8 protein-coding genes and 1 pseudogene are annotated in these 16,118 nt (G+C 63.6%); 3 read left to right on the top strand and 6 right to left on the bottom strand.

Translation table 11 applies throughout. The features are described 5' to 3' along the window. Positions 1–16: 16 nt before the first annotated feature. Positions 17–562 (top strand): 2'-5' RNA ligase family protein, encoded by a 546-nt coding sequence (locus O7553_RS01890; RefSeq protein ID WP_281555422.1) that lies wholly within the window; start codon positions 17–19, stop codon positions 560–562. A gap of 428 nt (positions 563–990) precedes the next feature. On the opposite strand, the gene O7553_RS01885 is transcribed toward O7553_RS01890, so the two are convergent. Then, the gene (locus O7553_RS01885) at positions 991–1,557 is read right to left on the bottom strand and encodes a hypothetical protein (RefSeq protein ID WP_281553178.1); all 567 of its coding nucleotides are present in this window, start codon (positions 1,555–1,557) and stop codon (positions 991–993) included. Positions 1,558–2,037: 480 nt separating this feature from the next. Between O7553_RS01885 and O7553_RS01880 the strand changes: the two genes are divergently transcribed. Next, positions 2,038–2,655 (top strand): hypothetical protein, encoded by a 618-nt coding sequence (locus O7553_RS01880; protein ID WP_281553177.1) that lies wholly within the window; start codon positions 2,038–2,040, stop codon positions 2,653–2,655. 317 nt (positions 2,656–2,972) lie between these two features. Beyond that, a pseudogene (locus O7553_RS01875) lies at positions 2,973–3,171 on the top strand (aminoglycoside phosphotransferase); the annotation flags it as partial. A gap of 332 nt (positions 3,172–3,503) precedes the next feature. Here the strand turns inward: O7553_RS01875 and O7553_RS01870 are convergent. From O7553_RS01870 to O7553_RS01850, 5 genes are all read right to left on the bottom strand, one after another. After that, a complete protein-coding gene (locus tag O7553_RS01870) occupies positions 3,504–6,386 on the bottom strand; it encodes a DUF3962 domain-containing protein (RefSeq protein ID WP_281553176.1) in 2,883 nt (960 codons plus the stop codon). 36 nt (positions 6,387–6,422) lie between these two features. Continuing rightward, positions 6,423–9,941 carry a signal recognition particle gene (locus O7553_RS01865; protein WP_281553175.1) on the bottom strand — a complete coding sequence of 1,173 codons (3,519 nt, stop codon included), beginning with the start codon at positions 9,939–9,941 and terminating at the stop codon, positions 6,423–6,425. Then, entirely contained in the window at positions 9,934–11,091 is a 1,158-nt protein-coding gene (locus O7553_RS01860) for a hypothetical protein (protein WP_281553174.1), read from the bottom strand. Before O7553_RS01860 ends, O7553_RS01865 begins: the two co-directional genes overlap by 8 nt. After that, on the bottom strand, positions 11,063–12,526 hold the full coding sequence (locus tag O7553_RS01855; protein ID WP_281553173.1) for a PD-(D/E)XK nuclease family protein: 1,464 nt from the start codon (positions 12,524–12,526) through the stop codon (positions 11,063–11,065). Before O7553_RS01855 ends, O7553_RS01860 begins: the two co-directional genes overlap by 29 nt. Before the next feature lie 354 nt (positions 12,527–12,880). Continuing rightward, positions 12,881–16,075, bottom strand: coding sequence for a class I SAM-dependent DNA methyltransferase (locus tag O7553_RS01850; protein ID WP_281553172.1), 3,195 nt, complete (start codon positions 16,073–16,075; stop codon positions 12,881–12,883). Positions 16,076–16,118: the final 43 nt, after the last annotated feature.

Here is a 16,118-nt window from a genome sequence, read left to right as displayed (position 1 = left end):
CTACCACTGGCTGGTGATGCTCGGCCACGTCCCGGCCCTCACCGCCATGGCGGCCCACTGCCAGGAGCAGTTGCGCGACCTACCTCACCTCGACCTGGTTCCGACGGCCAGTCTGCACATCACGATGCAGCGACTCGCCTTCACCGACGAGGCCGCACCCGATGTGGCCGCCGCGGTGGTCAACGACGTACGCCGACGCTGCGTCGGCTTCTCCCCCATCCCGATCGAGATCGGCCCGCTCGCCGGCTCGCCCGGAGCCGTCCGCTTCAGTGTCGGTCCGCCGGAGCCCGTCCGCAGGCTCCGTGACCTCATCCGCGAATCCATCGCCGAGGTTTGCGGCCCGGCTGCCCTACCCGAACGGGCGGGCGGGTTCGTCCCGCACGTCAGCATCGCTTACCACAACACGTCAGCCGACGCGCAATCCCTCATCCGGCGAGTTGCCAGCCTTCGGCACCTCCGCCCAGTCGCGGCAGTCATCCAATCCGCCGACTTGGTCGAGCTGCGCAGGGAAGGCCACCAGTACATCGCGTCAAAGCACACCGAAGTCTTGTTGATCGGCTGATGGCCGGATCAGCCGGAGGGGTTCACCGAGTGGGCGCAGACAGCGGCGATGCACCAGATCGTCGCTCAACTCGGCGTCGCTGCCAGCGACACCTGGGCCTGCTGCGGCTGACCAGCAACGCCGTGTACGCACTCCCCTCAGCCGGCCTCGTCATCCGCATCACACGATCCCACGCCCTGCACGACCGAGCGCTTAAGATCACCCGCCATACAACCTGGTTCGCAGGAGTCGACACCCAACCATCGTCCTCGCGCCCGACATCGAGCAACCGGTACGGATCGACGACCTCTCCGCAACCGTGTCGCGACTCGTTACGCCACCCGCAGCCCTGTTGTAAGCCGTTGTCACACTGACCCTGACGCCAATGGTAGACGACTAGACTCGGAGAGTTCGATACACGAAGATGCGAGACCGCCTGTACGTCGGCGTCAACGCTGTGCCATCAACGTCCGTATTAGCTCCGAGACAGCCTCCATTGCGGCATCTACCTTGCGTACGGCGTCGGCCATCGCCACTTCACCGTCGGCCAGGCTAACGGGACCTTCTTGGAACATCCTCGCCCGAACGCCGAGCAGGCCTACCGCGCCAATGGCCTCGTGTGCATCGAGCGCGAGTCGGCGAACCCGGTCGTCCAGGATCAGCCTGATCGACTTAACCGCCTGGCTAGTCTGACTCAGATCGATTTCGGTACCCTCCGGCAGAAGCATCCCACCGTATCCGTGCTCGGTGTGCTTCGCTGCACGCATGTCGGCATGATGGGCTTTTGCGGCTTCCCGTGCCAGCAGCCACAATCCATCGTATGCGGAGATCAAATTCTCCAACTCGAGCGTACGACGTCGGTCGCTGGCAGCGTCGCGCCTGTCCTCTTCGCGCAGCATCCGCTCGTGCGCAGTCCGTCGTCGATCCTTCAGCCAGTCGGCCAGCACACTGACCAAGACACCGCTGATCGCTGCCATACCGGTTAGGGCTGCCGTCAAGATAGCCGTGTCGGTCATCCCTGCAACGTACCGGCCCTTGGCAAGCACACTGCGGGGTAGGACCTCACTTGGCAAACCTGTCGACTGGAAGCAATCACAGACAGTCATCGCCGGGCCGCCAACGGTCTCTTGACCTTCCCGCAGGGAGCCTACGGTTGTCCCCACCGGCAGCCGCAGTGTCCTCCCCTTAGCTTAGTGGATAGGGACAGCGCATGAACGCCGACTCCCAGGGCCCGCGCGGCCAACCAAATGGCCATCTTGAGTAAATTCGACCATCTCCGCCACCTTTGGCCACCCCGTCCGACTCTACGTTAATAGCACCAAACCAGGAGGTCCGTCCTATTGGTCAGTTCTTTTTGCAAGCCAAGCACATCGGCGTGTATTTTGCTAAGTAGCCCTGATAGCATCTTGCTCCTTCGCGCCCAACGTGAGGGCATTGCGGCAGGGCCCATCATGAGCATGATCCACACTCCAACGCAGCCCTTCAGGAGGCAGTCGGTGACACTAACCGCCGAAGAGATTGCCAGCGTATGGACTGACTACAGAAGGATCACTCGGTTTTTCTATAGCGCACAGATAGCTTTCAACAGAGAAAGGATCCTCTTGGAGTCGCTCAGCCTAAAGGAACCAGAGCAGACGAAGGCTCGCGTACCATTGACAGGCGGAAGCTATAGGTTCTACCTGGCGGACCACCTGTCGGCACTGGCAGACGTTCGCGCCCTATGCAGCGCGGTCCTAACGCAGACATACACGCTGGCCGAGACTGCCGCGCTCGCATCCTTTAGCCCACCCGGAGACTCTCGTAGTGCCGGCGGAATTGAGGTATGGGGCGAGAAGCTATTGAAGGCACAAGGCAAGGATTGGAATGCGCTCGCCTGCGGCAAAGCTGGCGTCGTAGAGGTCGCTGTTGCACGTAACCTATCCGTACACGGAGACGGCCGAATCGGCATTTCCGATGCGAGACGACTACGCGAGGCTGGAGTGATCGGCAAAAAAGAAGGCGAAGAGATTCCCTTGACCGTCGAGACAACCACAGAGTACAGAGGAAGACTAAAAGATCTCCTGAACGAGGGCGGAATATTAGAACGAAACCGAAACCAAGGGCTGTCGGCGTAATTATCTATATGCTATCGGGTCGACAAGCCATCTGATAGGCGATCCGCCGAGGCCGCGTTCGGATACGCCCGACTTGTCCGGCACACGGTGCAGCACTCGTGCCGCGATCTACTTACGCAGCCCTCCAGTTGGCCCGCGTCAGCGAACAAGCCCGGCAGCTCAGCTCGCCACGCATCCTGGACCGCATCCACAACCTGCGCCGGGACCTGAAGCGCCATGAGCACGTGTCCACCTTCGCCGGCTTCTCCCGCACTGTAGCTGCGGTAGGCGTGGGCACCTGATGACCGGATCGGCGCGCACACCAAGCCCTCACTTCGGCGTACGGCTACGACGTCACCACCGACCCCGCCTTGGCCGACCCTCCGCGAAGCCCGCGAACTCAAGATGATCGCCGCTGCCGTACCACTGCTCGCCAGCACACCCGGCGTCGCCAACGAGTTCGCCGTCCGTCTGACCTCCGCTCGCGACAAAGACGACACCGTACGCTGGACCCCCTTCGCCGACCTCACCAATTGACTTGGTGAAGAGGATGCCGCATTTCCGAGACAGAGTGGTCATGCACGTGTGGAGATCTGCCGCTGACTACGCAAGGCCGGCTGCTTGCCACTACCTCGTCGCCTCCTGAGTTAGGGCAGCGCTTTTGACGTGCTCGCGGCTGATGGTGCTCACCCGCCTCACTCGCAGCGAGCCTGTCCGTGACCGGCACCATCCCGCGGCTCTGGCTCACCTCGCGGTCGCCGTCTGTGCGCGGGCCCGATGGATACGCCAAGCGACCTTGATGTAGACCAGGCTGGGCACCTCAAGCGGACTGAGGCACCCAGCCATTTGTCCTTTCGTTCTGACAGGGTTCAGAGATCGAAGTCGAAGGCAAGTTGAATATCGCCTTCTGGTTCTGGTTGATCGTCTATTCTATCCTCATCGTCTTCAAGGTTCTCCTCGGCAGGTAGAGCATACTGGTTGGCGAGTCGTGCGACGTGCATGATCAAGGGCCTGCTGAGTGCCGACCGGTAGTCGTCAAAGCAGTGGCGTTGCTGGTGCAGAAACCCGGCCCAAGTTGCAGGGTCTTCGCCCTCGGGGTACGCGGCGACGACGAACTCGAGCAGTTCGGCGTTCCACGCGCTCTTAGAAGGGTCGAGATAGTTCCTCGCGTCTTCCGCCCTTCCGTCCCCTACAGAATTTCCGTCCAAGAGGCCGGGAGTACGGACCTTCGCCGGGTTTTCCTTGTAATGAGGCGTAAGTTTGGCTAGGTCGATGACGACGGAACTGTGGGTAGCCGGCTTGTCAACCGTGCTGTAGTAGACGCGCGCCTGCCCGGTGTTCCCGTTCCCGTCGTCGTGTCGCCACAACCCGTCGGAGATGCCGATGCTGTCGCCCTCGAAAGCCCATGACTCAGGGGTTTCGTGGCGTTCGTTGCCGCAGATCCGCACCAGCCTCATTCTCTTGCCGAAAAGGCTGATCTTCTGAGGTCGCAATTCGCCGAGCTGGAGTTGGTCGGGCAGCATATGAGCATTCTGTACCGCAGTGAGGCGATACCGGATGTTGTGGGCTTCGGTTAGGATAAGGGTCTGCGTGTTTCGGAACCGCGTTAGGGTGCTTCGAATGAAGGCAGCGAGCCGCTCTTTCTGTTCATCTTCCTTGGCAGGACTGGCGTGGTAGTTCGTGCCGGCCAGGGTCTTGAGCAGGGTCGGGTAGGGCACCCAGTCGGCCATGCCTTCAGCTTTGCCCATGATGTGCTTTTGACCGGGCCGGATCAGGATGGCGATAGGGACGAAGATCTGATGGGTGTTGGTGTCGTCGTTGCGCCTTTTGACGACCCAGAATGCGAGCTGCTCGAGGTCGTCGGGGATGGCGCTCTTGAGACGATGTTGCGGGACGAAACGGATGCCGAGCTGACGTAGGCAGTCGTCCCAGGCGGCTTCGGCCCGGTGCTGGTTGCTAGCCTCTTCCTTGTCGAAGTCCTTGCCGGGGAACTCGTCGGGGCGGATGAACTGGCTGACTATGTCGGCATCGGCACAGCCCATGCGGATCGCAAATTTCGGGTCGGTGGTGCGTGCGTTGAAGGCTTTCGCGCCGTCGAGCTCGATGAGGGCGAGTTGCAGGGTGTCACCGACTTCTTCGGCCAGATCTTTCATGGCGGAAGCTACCAGCTTCCGGCGCGTGGCGACGGCATCGTCGTGCTTCCGGCCAAGCCGGGGAACGGAGCCCTCGCCGAGCGCTGCGCCGAGCCTGCCAAGAGGACGGGCGTGGATCGTGAGGGTGAGGTCGCCGATGTCCCACGTCCAGGTGTCATTGCTGGCGGGTTGCTGATGGGGCAGATCGAGTAGTCGTTCGACGGTAGCGAGCAGGCGGTCTCGCATTCCCTTGCCGTCGCCCTGGTAGAGCAAGACGACGGAGAGCCTGCCGTCCACTGCGGCGGACAGTTGCCGGCGCCGGATGAGCGCGTTCGCCTTCGAAATTTCATTGTTCGCGGCGTGGGCGGCTTCCTGCCTTTCGACGAGCTGGGCGCGCTCGGCGTCGGTGTGGTCCTTCTTGTCCTTCGGGACGCTTTCGAGCTTGGTGAGACTCCGGCTCGCCTTGCCGCCGATGAGCACGCGGGTCAGGGGATGGTCGAGATCGAAGTCGGGCTGCAGGCACTGACCGATCCAGCGGATGAGGCGGCTGCGTTCGGCTGGCATTATTCCGGTGCCAACCTGGTGGTCGGGGCCGCGCATGGTGGTGTGGTAGGTGACTGCGGCAGTAACGCCGTCCCGGCCGAAGAGCCAGGCGTCCGACTTGCCGGCGAGCTGCTCGGCTGCCGGAAGGTTGTCTAGTGCGCCGATCCGGTTGAGGATCTGTTCGGTGCCGCCGTTGCGCCAGCCCATCTCCCGGGTATCGCGGTCCCAGACCAGGTGGGCGACTGCGAACTTCTGCGATGTCGGTGCGTCGGTGACGAACGGGCTGGTCGACTGGAGAAGAGTGGAGGCTCCCCAGCGGCCCTTGGTTTTCAGCTCGCCGCTGGTCCAACGCCGGATGCCGGTGTCGACGTGCAGTCGCAGGGTGGGGTCGAACGCCTTTGTACGCAGCGCGATCTTGATCGTGGCGCTGTAATACCAGGTCCGGATGTTGCTGCCTTTGCCGGTGTGGTGTTCCAGCGGCGGCCAGGAGACGAGTTCGGCGTAGCCGTTGGCGGGATTGGCCGCGACTTGCCGGAACCGTATAGATTTGCTGCCGTGCTGGTAGGACTGGCCCGCGATTCTAGCTGCGGCGTAGTCAGGCAGCAAGGTGAACAGGTGAGGCTGCGGCACAGCGGTGTTGCCACCGGAGAGTTCGTGGGCGAGTAGGTCGACGGTCTTCTGCGTCCATTGCAGGATGCCGGAGTCGAGCTTGGTGATCGTCGGCAGGACGAGCGCTTTACCGTCGTCGGTGGTGGGCAGGTCATACAGCCAGGCGTTGATGAAGGTCCGCATGATCGCCGGAGGGAACGGCTTCGCCGCGAATAGCCAGGGGTTGCCTTCGTCGAGGTTGGCCCGGGTCGCGGTGGAGACCAGATCGGGGGCTGCGGTACGCATCAGTGCGTTGAGACGCCCGATTGGCACCTGCTGGGCGCGCGCGCGTGATTCCTCACGCCAGCCGGCGGTGTACAGGTCGAGAATGGGGCGGCGCCAGGAGACGGGGAAGGTAAGCGTGTGCAGCGGGATTTTGAGATCGCGTGCTGCCACGAAGGCTGCGGTCTGGGTGCGGTCGTAGCGCATCGAGGGCCTTTCTGAGCCGGTCCGAGCGTGAGACGGTCAATTCATGTCGCGCAGGGCGCGGTAGAGCGGGTCGTAGAGGGCTTGAACCAGCGATCGGTCGATCGCCGTTTGTGCCGACTCGGGGTCGAAGTAGGGAGCGAGTTCGTGCAGCATGCTGGCGAGCAGGCTGGTCGCTGGGGTGTCGTCTCCGGTGAAGCCGGCCTCGCGGGGTGAGAAGGCTCCGTCTACGAAGTAGACACGGGCGGCGACGCCACCGCGCACGAGTCGTCCGATGACCTGCCAGATGACCACGAGCTGGTCCCAGGTGAAGGCCGACTTCTCATCGGGAGGCAGGCTGGTCCAGGACAGGCGGCGGGTGAGGAAGCGGTGCCATTTGCGGGCGGCTTCGGCCCGGAAGCGCAGTCCGGCGTCGTCCGGGCTGCCAGCGGCCAGAGCGGTCTGGGCGAAGCCGCGGCCTGGGCCTCGAACTTGGCGAACCGCCCAATCGTTGATCGCCTGGGTGGCCAGGGTGATGTCATCGGGGCGGTGATGCGGACGGGCGAGGAAATACACGCTGCCGATGGCGGCTTTGCCGCCAGGAACCACGATGTTGTGCCCGCGCTCGACGGCCAGCAGCGGCGCGATCAGCAGCTGCCCGCCGATGTCGGGAAACTTGGTCAGCTCGCCGCGGCGAAGGTGTAGCTGGCTGGTGTCGGCGGGCAGGTTGCTCCAGGAGTGGTCAAGGTCGGTGTCGTCGGATACCAGGACCGTGACGTTGCCGGTCCACTCCGGCAGGTTGTTGAGGTAGTGCCCGGCACGTTGTGCCTCGGCGTAGCTGCCGACCAGCAACAGGATCCTGCGGCGTTGCGGGTCGTCGATGTCGTCCAGTTCCTGCTGCAGCAGCGAGGTCGCACCGGCCAGGCTGCGGTCAGGTACGGCCAGTTGGTGCAGCATCTGCTCGAGCTGGGCGGGGCGCTGCCGAGGGTCGGTGCCTGACAGCCTCAAAGCGGTGGTGACGCCGGGTGGGTAGAGGAAGAGCTTGCGGAAGGTGCTCTTCTTGATGGCGGAGACCTCGTGTTCGTGGGGCCGCAGCACGGCGTCGACCTGAGCGTGCAGGTGGTAGCGGCTGGAGGTGCCGGCCCAGCTGGTGGCCGACATCAGCAGCACATGCGGACCGGGCCGTTTGTCTACGGCAGGGATGTCGGCCAGCTCCAGCAGCAGCTCGCGGCCGACGCCATTGCAACGGAAGAACCGCAGTTCACCGCTCTGGTCGCCGTCCTGGTTGCGGTCGCCGGCCTGGAACTGAAAGCCCAGCACATTGCCCATGGGAGATTCGGGGACCACCGGCATGTAGTCCTTAGGCGGGCGGCGCGACAGAACGTTGGAGGTCGAGTCCAGGTTGAGCGCAGCTTCGACGCGAGGCCACAGAATAGTCATGCGGTCAAGACGATCGTGCAGGACTGCTAGGACGAGGGTGAATTCGAAGCGGTGCAGATTGGCGTCAAGATCACCGGCGACGGAGGCATTGTTCGGGACGAGCTGGCGCAGCAATTTCTTGAGTCGCTCACGGCTGAACTCGCGAACGAATACCCCACGGGGGGCGTGCAGCAACTCGGTCGCCATCGCCACGAGCGCGTTGACCAGCTCGGTGAGCGTATCCTCGGGACCACGCCCACGCAACGGGGTCAGCGGCGAGTCGCGGAAGCTACCGAGAACGGTGTCGACACGCTGGAGCTCGGCCCGTTGGGAAGCAAGCTTGTCCTCGTCGGGGGCCATGTCATGATCATCATCGTTGCGGTTGCGCCTGCGCAGATCGGGGAACCACTCATTGATCAGCCACTGGTGCAAGGTCATCGCGCTGAAGTAGTCCTGCGTGATCCATCGCCGCAACGGCTCGTCGTTAATCAGCATAGAGTAGATCCGGTCGGTAGCCGTGATGACCGTGTTGAGCGCGTTGTTCCAATCGTCGGTCTCGTCACTCGACAACTGCAGTCGACCCTGCGCGGCCAGCTCGGTGAGCTTGTGCTTGCCGACCTCGTCGAGCCACGACTCCGAACCACGGGCCACCAGCGTCGCCGCCGGCGCGAACGCGGTGTCGAGCTGCATCTGTACCCGGTCTGCCTCATCGACGATGATTAGGTCGCTGCGACGGCAGGCCAACTCCAGGTAGCGCATGTTCTCGTCGTTGAGATGGTCGGGCACACGACTGTGGACCAGCGATGCCGGCGTAGCGACCCAGATCTGCGCGTCGACCAGGTCGCGGGCCGCGCTGTGCCGCGGGCACGCAGTCCATAACGGGCATCCATGACGTTTCGGCCTTGCCGGCTTACGGCGACGCCGGAACCCCGTGCTGGCGGGGTCGGGATCGGGATCGTGCTCGATCTCGGCCTTCTCGACATCGTCAGCGTTGTACAAGCCGGTGCATGGCGCGGCAGTAATCGCCAGCGCCCGGCGTGCCTCGAACCCCCGTAGGGCGTCGAGCGGGCAGGCGCTCGACAGGTGCGCGAAACCGGGGTTGTCATGATTCAGCATGGTTTGTGTCGCAGACTCGCTGCGCCGGTGCAACCGCTGGATGTTCCGTTCGAGGGTGGACTTTCCCAGGATCGGCGCGGCGTGCACCCCGAGGCGGCGGAACTGTTCGGTGATGGTCAGCACCTCGGCGACGTCACCGACGACGATCGTGGTCCGGCGTCGGTCGGCCAGGTGCTCGCGGGTGGCGAGTTGGAAGGCCAGAATGTCGCGAATCGTGGATTTGCCCGCGCCGACCATGCCGACCAGGTTCATTAGCCTGTCGATGCGCAGCCGGGGATGGGTCTGGAACGCCCCGGCTGCTTCGTCGCGCAGCAGCAACTCGACCCGCCGTAGACGCTTCTTCCAATCGTTGGACTTGCCCGACGTGCGGTTCTTCGCCAGATCCGCAGCCTTGGCGGCGAGCTCCAGCGCGTCCATGGCATCGGCGGCGGCTTCCAGTTCGGCCATGGTGACGGTGATCGGTTCGCCTTTGCCTGCCGGCACCGCACCGATGTCATGCCTGATCCAGGGCTTGAGGCCGATCAGGTCGGGGGGGATATTCACGGAGTGGCGCTGGTCGCGGACGTAAAACAAGTGGTCTCCGGCACCGGCGATGGGCAGCTCGCGCCGCTCCAGAGGAGGCGGCTGGGTCAGCAGCCGTTCGTAGACGTCCCTGCGGTCGTGCGCGCGCGTGGGCTCGAGCGCTTTGGGTAGATCGTCGATGGTCTCGAACGTGTAGCCGCGCAGCGTAATGTCTATGTCCAGATACATATGCAGCGAGTTGTGCCAGGTGTAGCGGCGGCTGCGGTCCCACAGGAAATGCCGGGCCCGCCGGATCATCAGCCGCGCTTCTCTGGTGCCTACATCGCCGAATGCCTCTTCATACGGGTAGCCGCTGAGCAGCGTCCAGACGTCGCGCACCGGCCGAGTCGGCATGACCTGGGTGCCGAGGTAGATGGCCAGCTCAACGTCGAGCAAGTCACCGATGCCGAACCCGGCAGGTGACCTCCACGCTCCACGGAATTCACCGGCGAGGCCGCTGTGCCAGCTACTGCGATCACGCATCGTCGCCTCCCGCAGAGCCGTTCCTACGCAGCCGAGTCAAGGTGGTTGTCAACATTCGGAGAAACGCCTTATCGCTGAGCAGGGTCACCTGCTCCTTAACCTTTGGCGGGCAGAAATGCTCAAAGACGATCTGGTAGTCCCCTCGGTCGTCGAACCGGTACTGCGGCACCACCAAAAAGGCCCGGTTGTACGGCGGTTCCGGTCGGAACCGGGTGGCGCTGTGCCCGAGCAGGGCCGAGTTGGCCCGGTCTTTCACGTCGATGGCCCAGACCTGCCGGTTCGGTAGCGTGATCCTCAGGTCGTAGGCGTCGCAACCCGGCCACATCTCTGGGACGAGGCCCTTGCCGATGAGCTTCTGTTCCAGCTCGACCTCGGCCAGTCCTGGGCCGGTGATAAACATACGCAGCGGCGCTCGCAGTAAGTACAGCCCGCTGGTCGAGCGATCGTCGATGAACTCTTTCGGGATGGCGTGGGCTTCGCGGCGACAGCGATCCAGCTCGCACTGCCAGGACCGCCCATCGGGTTTTAGCAGGCAGTTACAGCGCGCGCACGTAGCGAAGCGCCCGTCGGTACCTCGATAGGCAGATGGGGCCGGCTCGTAGCACCGGTTCACCGTTTCCAGAACGATGCCCAGCTCAGGATGCTCACCGATCAGCGTCGCCTTGTCGATACCAGTCAGGACCGGCTTGTGGATCAGAAGATACCGGAACGCGGTGTAGGACTGCGGCGATCGTGCCGCCTCGCACTGCGCGAAGACCGTGCGGATGATCTCGTTCTCGAAGAGCTCGGCTGCGGCATCAGGACCGGAGACCTCCCACTCGTAGCACCGCTGTGTGGGAACTCCGGTCCGCGCGTCTACCAAGAACTCATCCAGGTTCTCGGCTTCCGCTGGCAGGTCCAACGGCCAACGTCCGATCGGCTTGGTCGCCGCCCAGCGAGCCATGTCTGCGACGCTGGCCGGTGGCTCCATCTCGCGTAACAGACATTGCAGGACCAAGTGGTTGTAAGCCTTCTGCACCTTATCTGAGTAGATCGGGTCCGGAGACCTGTCGTGACGCGACAGGTTCACCAGGGCGGTCGCAACCATGCGCAGCAGCGTCACCCCGGTGAAGGTGGACAGGTCAGGCCGGCTGTTCTGGGTCGGCACCACTGGCGGTCTCCTGAGAGGACGGCGGCGGGTCCGTTTCCGCCGCGCTGGGACACCACTTATGTACCGGACAGGTACGACAGTTTTTGCCGGGCACCGCAGCGAAGGCGTCATCCTCGCGCCATGGCTGCGCCATCTTCCGCAGGACCGAGTACGCCTCATCCAGCTGCTGCGGGTCCGACGGGTCGAACAGGATGAGATCCGCACCGGTGGGCCGGAGGATCTCAAGTTCGACTCGGGAACCTTCCACGGGCCCGCCTAGCAGGCCACGCCCGAGAACAACCGTGGCGAGCGCGACCTGTGGGAACTCTGCGACGACATCGCCGCTGGGGCGTCGTCGGGTTGTCTTGGTCTCGCGCCATACCCAGACATCGTCGTCTCGATAGACGAGGTCGGGCTTGGCGATCACCAGCGCCTGGGCAGCAGTGTCATGAAAGACGAAGGTTTCTTCGATCCTGAGGTCTGAGGCGTGCTCCTGGAGGGGACACACGGAGGGGTGATGCGCGAGCATCCGCAGACCGACCTCGGCTGCGTCAGCATCGAGTCCCCACTGCCGGTCGTGCCAGCTGGTCTCAGCTGGCATGTCCGAAGGTTGACACGGTCCGTTTGCTATCGCGTGCAGCGTCTCCAGGTAGCGATGGACTGCCTGACCGATGCGAGCCGGAGTTGAGTACTCGTTGGCCTTGGGCAGATGCAAGGTCTGCAAGTGATGTTGGGCCGGGCAGTTGGCGTAGTAGCGAAGGTCGCTGATCGACACTTGGCGTAGCGTCGCACGCCGGTGTGCCCGCAATCCCAGTAGCCCCGGCGCTCGCGCCACTTCCTCGCAAGCCAGCACGAGGCGGCATTTTAGACAATCGCCGCCTGGGCGGCGCTTCTGACCGTTAAGGACCTGGATCGCTGCGCGACGTCCATCCTTTTCATAGAGCGCGGCGGCATCCTCGACGGATCCGTCGAACAGGACGTTTCTCAAGCCTTCGGTTAGGTCGATTTCAGCAACCACAACGCGAGACACTTCTTCGCGTGCCCGGACTGAGAACTTCTTGTCCCACTCATCCGGCCACGACGCGGGACGGCCGTACGCGGCGGTGTAGGCCGCGACCGCAACCTCGGCCTCGCTCCGCCGTCGCTCCAGCATGTTCGCGATGCGAATTAGCCGCAGTTCGCGCATTGCACCGTCGGCCGAGCGGTAGCGGCGACCCCAAGCCCATAGCTCGCGGACACCTTGATCGATATGCTGGACCACCCACCAACGGGCAACCGGCAACATCGATGGTTCTGCCTCGCGGATCGATAGGTAGCGGTGTGCGGCATGCTTAATGAAAGCTGCTAGACCTTCATGAATCGATTGTCTTGTCAGCACCAAGTTCAACGCCTCACCGACCGGACGGCGGTCGAATTCCACGGCGTCCAATACGTCCATGACCAGCCGCACCGGCACTGGAGGCTTATCTCGACGTGGCCAGGCTGCGGGCTTGAGCCCTGGCCTCGACTTCACCGCAAGGTGCATCGCGCATCTACTACCTCCCCTGGCCAAGGCGCTCAGTCCCACACGGATAGGTGACACGCTGCCGATGAGTTCAGACGGCGCAGCCCAAGGTCCTACAGGCGGGGTGTCCTCGGGTGTTCTCTGGCTCGGGACGAGGAGAGGAGCATCACTATGTTCGCGAGAATAGGGCGTACTGTCTGACATCACGCTCCCACGACGAGGGTGTCCGCAAAGTACAGCACCTTGCAACTTGATCGCAAGCCGCGATACCAGAGCTGGGGCTTCGTCCGAAATGCTCGTTCGGGGCTACGTCCGCCCGGAGTAGGTCAGCGTGATTTCGTGCTCCTCCAGGCTTCGTAAGATCAGAGTGTCTTCCAGCCACTGATCTAGGAGGAAGAGCTCCCTTGTCTGACAGGTTTCACAGATGCTGACCTCCGCGAACGGCCAGAGGGTGATGGGGATTCCACCCGAGCCGGTCACGTAAACGCGCTGGGGCCTCTGCGGATAGGTACTCGGTCGGTCGAACGGCTCCCAGCCGGGGTGGCTTCCCCGCAGCGTCAGGCCGACGATGCGGTAGGAGGACTCGTCCAGGTACTCGCAGCGCTCTACCCAGTCCCAAGCGTTGCCGGCCAGCCAGTTGACAGAGGTGATCACGGCGACGACGTGAGGGTCTAATGCCCGGACATCCTTCTCAATCTCGAAGCCGGCACGGATGCCATGCGAGTGGTGCGTGTCGTTCCGGAGTTCCCGGATCCTCTCTAGCAGGGCACTCACGCCGTCTGGGTCCGCAAGCCGAGCCAGGTCGGGCAGGCTCGGCTCGTTGACACTTTCGACAAACTTCTGGATGGCCGTTGTCCATGTGCCGAACGTGGCACCCTTCTGGAACGACCGACGCAGGTGAGCGTCAATCTCGCCGTGGGCGGCGATCTCGCTGAGAGCAAGAATGCCGAGCACTCGGGCGATGCCCTCGCCGAGTTTGAGTAGGCCGTCCTTCTGCTCAGCCGGGTGGGTACCGATCCGGTAGCGCCGGGCAAGCGAGGCAATGTGGTACGGATAGCTCCACTCGGCCCGACCGACAGGGTCCTCGACTGGGCGCATCAGATCAGCGATCAGCCAGGCCTCGTTGGCCGCTGACCGGATCTCGTCGCGCAGCCGCTGGACGTCGGTCTGTGGACCGGCAAAGACGTTCGGCAGGGTGCTGGCGGCCGTCGCGCGCATCTTGTGCCGGCCCTCCTGTACGACTTCCAGGAAGTCTTCAATTTCCGGTCTGACCATGTCGACCGGGACCGGAGTGTCCAACAGTTGGCTCGACGTCATCCGCAACGTGGTCGCGTCGTCCGGACGAGAGTTCAGCCATTCGGCGAGAACGTGCCCGTGGCCTTCGGAGGGCTGGAGCACGAACATCGCGGTAACCGCCTCGCCGAAATTGGCTGGCAGTAGACGCCAGTTGCCCGGCAATCCGACCAAGTCGCCGCCCTCGCAAAGGGTCAGGGACGTTGCTTTCGGTACCGACGTCGCGGAGACCAGGATCTCGGGGAGCGCCACCGCCGAGTCGGCGGTGTGCAGGTTCTGCGCGGTCAAGTGCGGCCAGCCACTTCCGCCGCTGTCCACGCCGGTGAAACCCGGTTTGGCCGTTCGTTGGCGCGCGAAGCGCCCAAGGTGATCGAAGTTCGCGTTGAGCGTGCGGACGAAGAAGTGGCTGAGCCGGATCTCATAGCCGATCCTGATCTTGCCGCGCTCGATCCAGGCGTCCGGATGCCCATCGTCGTTCAGGTAGCCGTCCGGGTCACGGTGTAGCGGGAGGTTGACCACCTCGCTCAGCGCGGGATCGGGTTCAATCAGTCCACGGTTCTTCTGGATCTCCCCCTGCGGGTCCCGGGTCCGGAGCGTCCGACTCACGAGGGCGCTGAAAGACGCTGTGTCGGGCCAGTCCTGTCCACCGGCCTTCGCGGTCGCGCGCAGGACGCCAAGGGCCTTACTCCTGCTCTTCCAAGACGACCCGATCAGCGGGCGCAGCACAGCCGCGAGGCCCTCCGCGCCTTTGGTGAGCTTGGCGTGGTTCCTCTCAGTGAGGTCGAACCGTACTCGCAGCGGGCGTTCGACGACCACACGCTGGTAGCCGAAGTCCTCATTGGCGAGTACCCGGAGCCGGAGGTGGCGAGAATCTTGCGGATTGTGTGAGACAGAGAGCGCATCGCGGTAGGCAGCAACGATGAGATCGGCCTGCTCAGCAGCAACGTACTTCCGCTTGTCGCCCCATGACCTTCGCATCCGCTGCCACTCGTCGCGAGCGTTGAGTAGGATGACCCGTCCTTGCAGCTCCCGTTCCTTGCGGTTGGTGAGCACCCAGACATAGGTGGAAATGCGGGTGTTGGGGAACAGCTGATCGGGCAGCGCGACGACTCCTTCGAGCAGGTCATTCTCCAGGATCCAGCGCCGAATATCCGACTCACCAGACCCGGCAGCGCCGGTGTGCAGGGGAGATCCGTTAAAGAGGACCGCGATCCGGCTACCGCCGGCGTCCAGTGGTTTCATCTTCGCGAGCATATGTTGCAGGAACAGCAAGGATGAGTCGTTAGTTCGCGGCAAGCCCGCTCCGAACCGCCCGGCGTGGCCGTGCCGGGCCTCGTTCTGGACGAACTGCTCGGCCCTCTTCCACTCGACGCCCATCGGCGGCACGGCGATGAGATAGTCGAACTGGGCCGCCGAAAAGCGGTCCTGGCTCAGCGTGTCTCCGAGCACGATGTGGTGGGGATTCATGTTCTTCATGAGCATCGTGGATCGGCAAATCGCGTACGTCTGCCGGTTGAGCTCCTGCCCGTACGCCTCGACGGTGGCGAACGGATTGCGTTCCCTGATCTGCCGGGTGGCCTCGAGAAGAGTTCCGCCGGTGCCGCAGACTGGGTCGTAAACGGTCAGCCCGCCGGTCTCGCGGTCCGAAGCCAGCAGCAAGGCAGCCATGAGCCTTTCGACGTCCGTCGGAGTGTTGTACTCTCCAGCAATCTCGCTACTGAGTTCGGCCACGGTCCGAACGAGTTCCTCGAAGATTTCACCCATCTGACGGTCACTTACTGTCCGAGGCCCCAGATCGATCTGGGCGAACCGCTCCACCACCCGGACCAGTAACCCGGACTCCCGCAGCAGGGTTACCTGCAGGCCGAAGTCGAATGCAGCCAGCAAGTCGGCCACTACAGCCGAGAAACCCTGGAGGTAGGTGTCCGGGTTGGTGGCCAACGCCCCGAAGGTCAGCGGGCCGGTGTGGTAGAACGGCAGCCCTGTGACTGCGCACAACGTGGCGTCACGATCCGTCGCTCCTTCCGCACCGAGTTGGTCGAGACGGGAGAGAACGTCGGCCTTCGTGGGCTCCAGCAACGAGTCCACGCGACGCAGCACCGTCATTGGAAGGATCACAGCGCCGTAGTCGGACTGCTTGTAGTCACCGCGCAGCAGGTCGGCAACGGACCAAACCAGACCAGACCAGTCCCTGGCGTCGCTCGTCATAGACTCCCCCGCTGTCCCCACCAGCGACCACGTCGATCATTGC

Source organism: Solwaraspora sp. WMMA2059, assembly GCF_027497315.1.
Classification (GTDB): domain Bacteria; phylum Actinomycetota; class Actinomycetes; order Mycobacteriales; family Micromonosporaceae; genus Micromonospora_E.
This window is presented reverse-complemented; position numbering and strand designations above follow the sequence as displayed.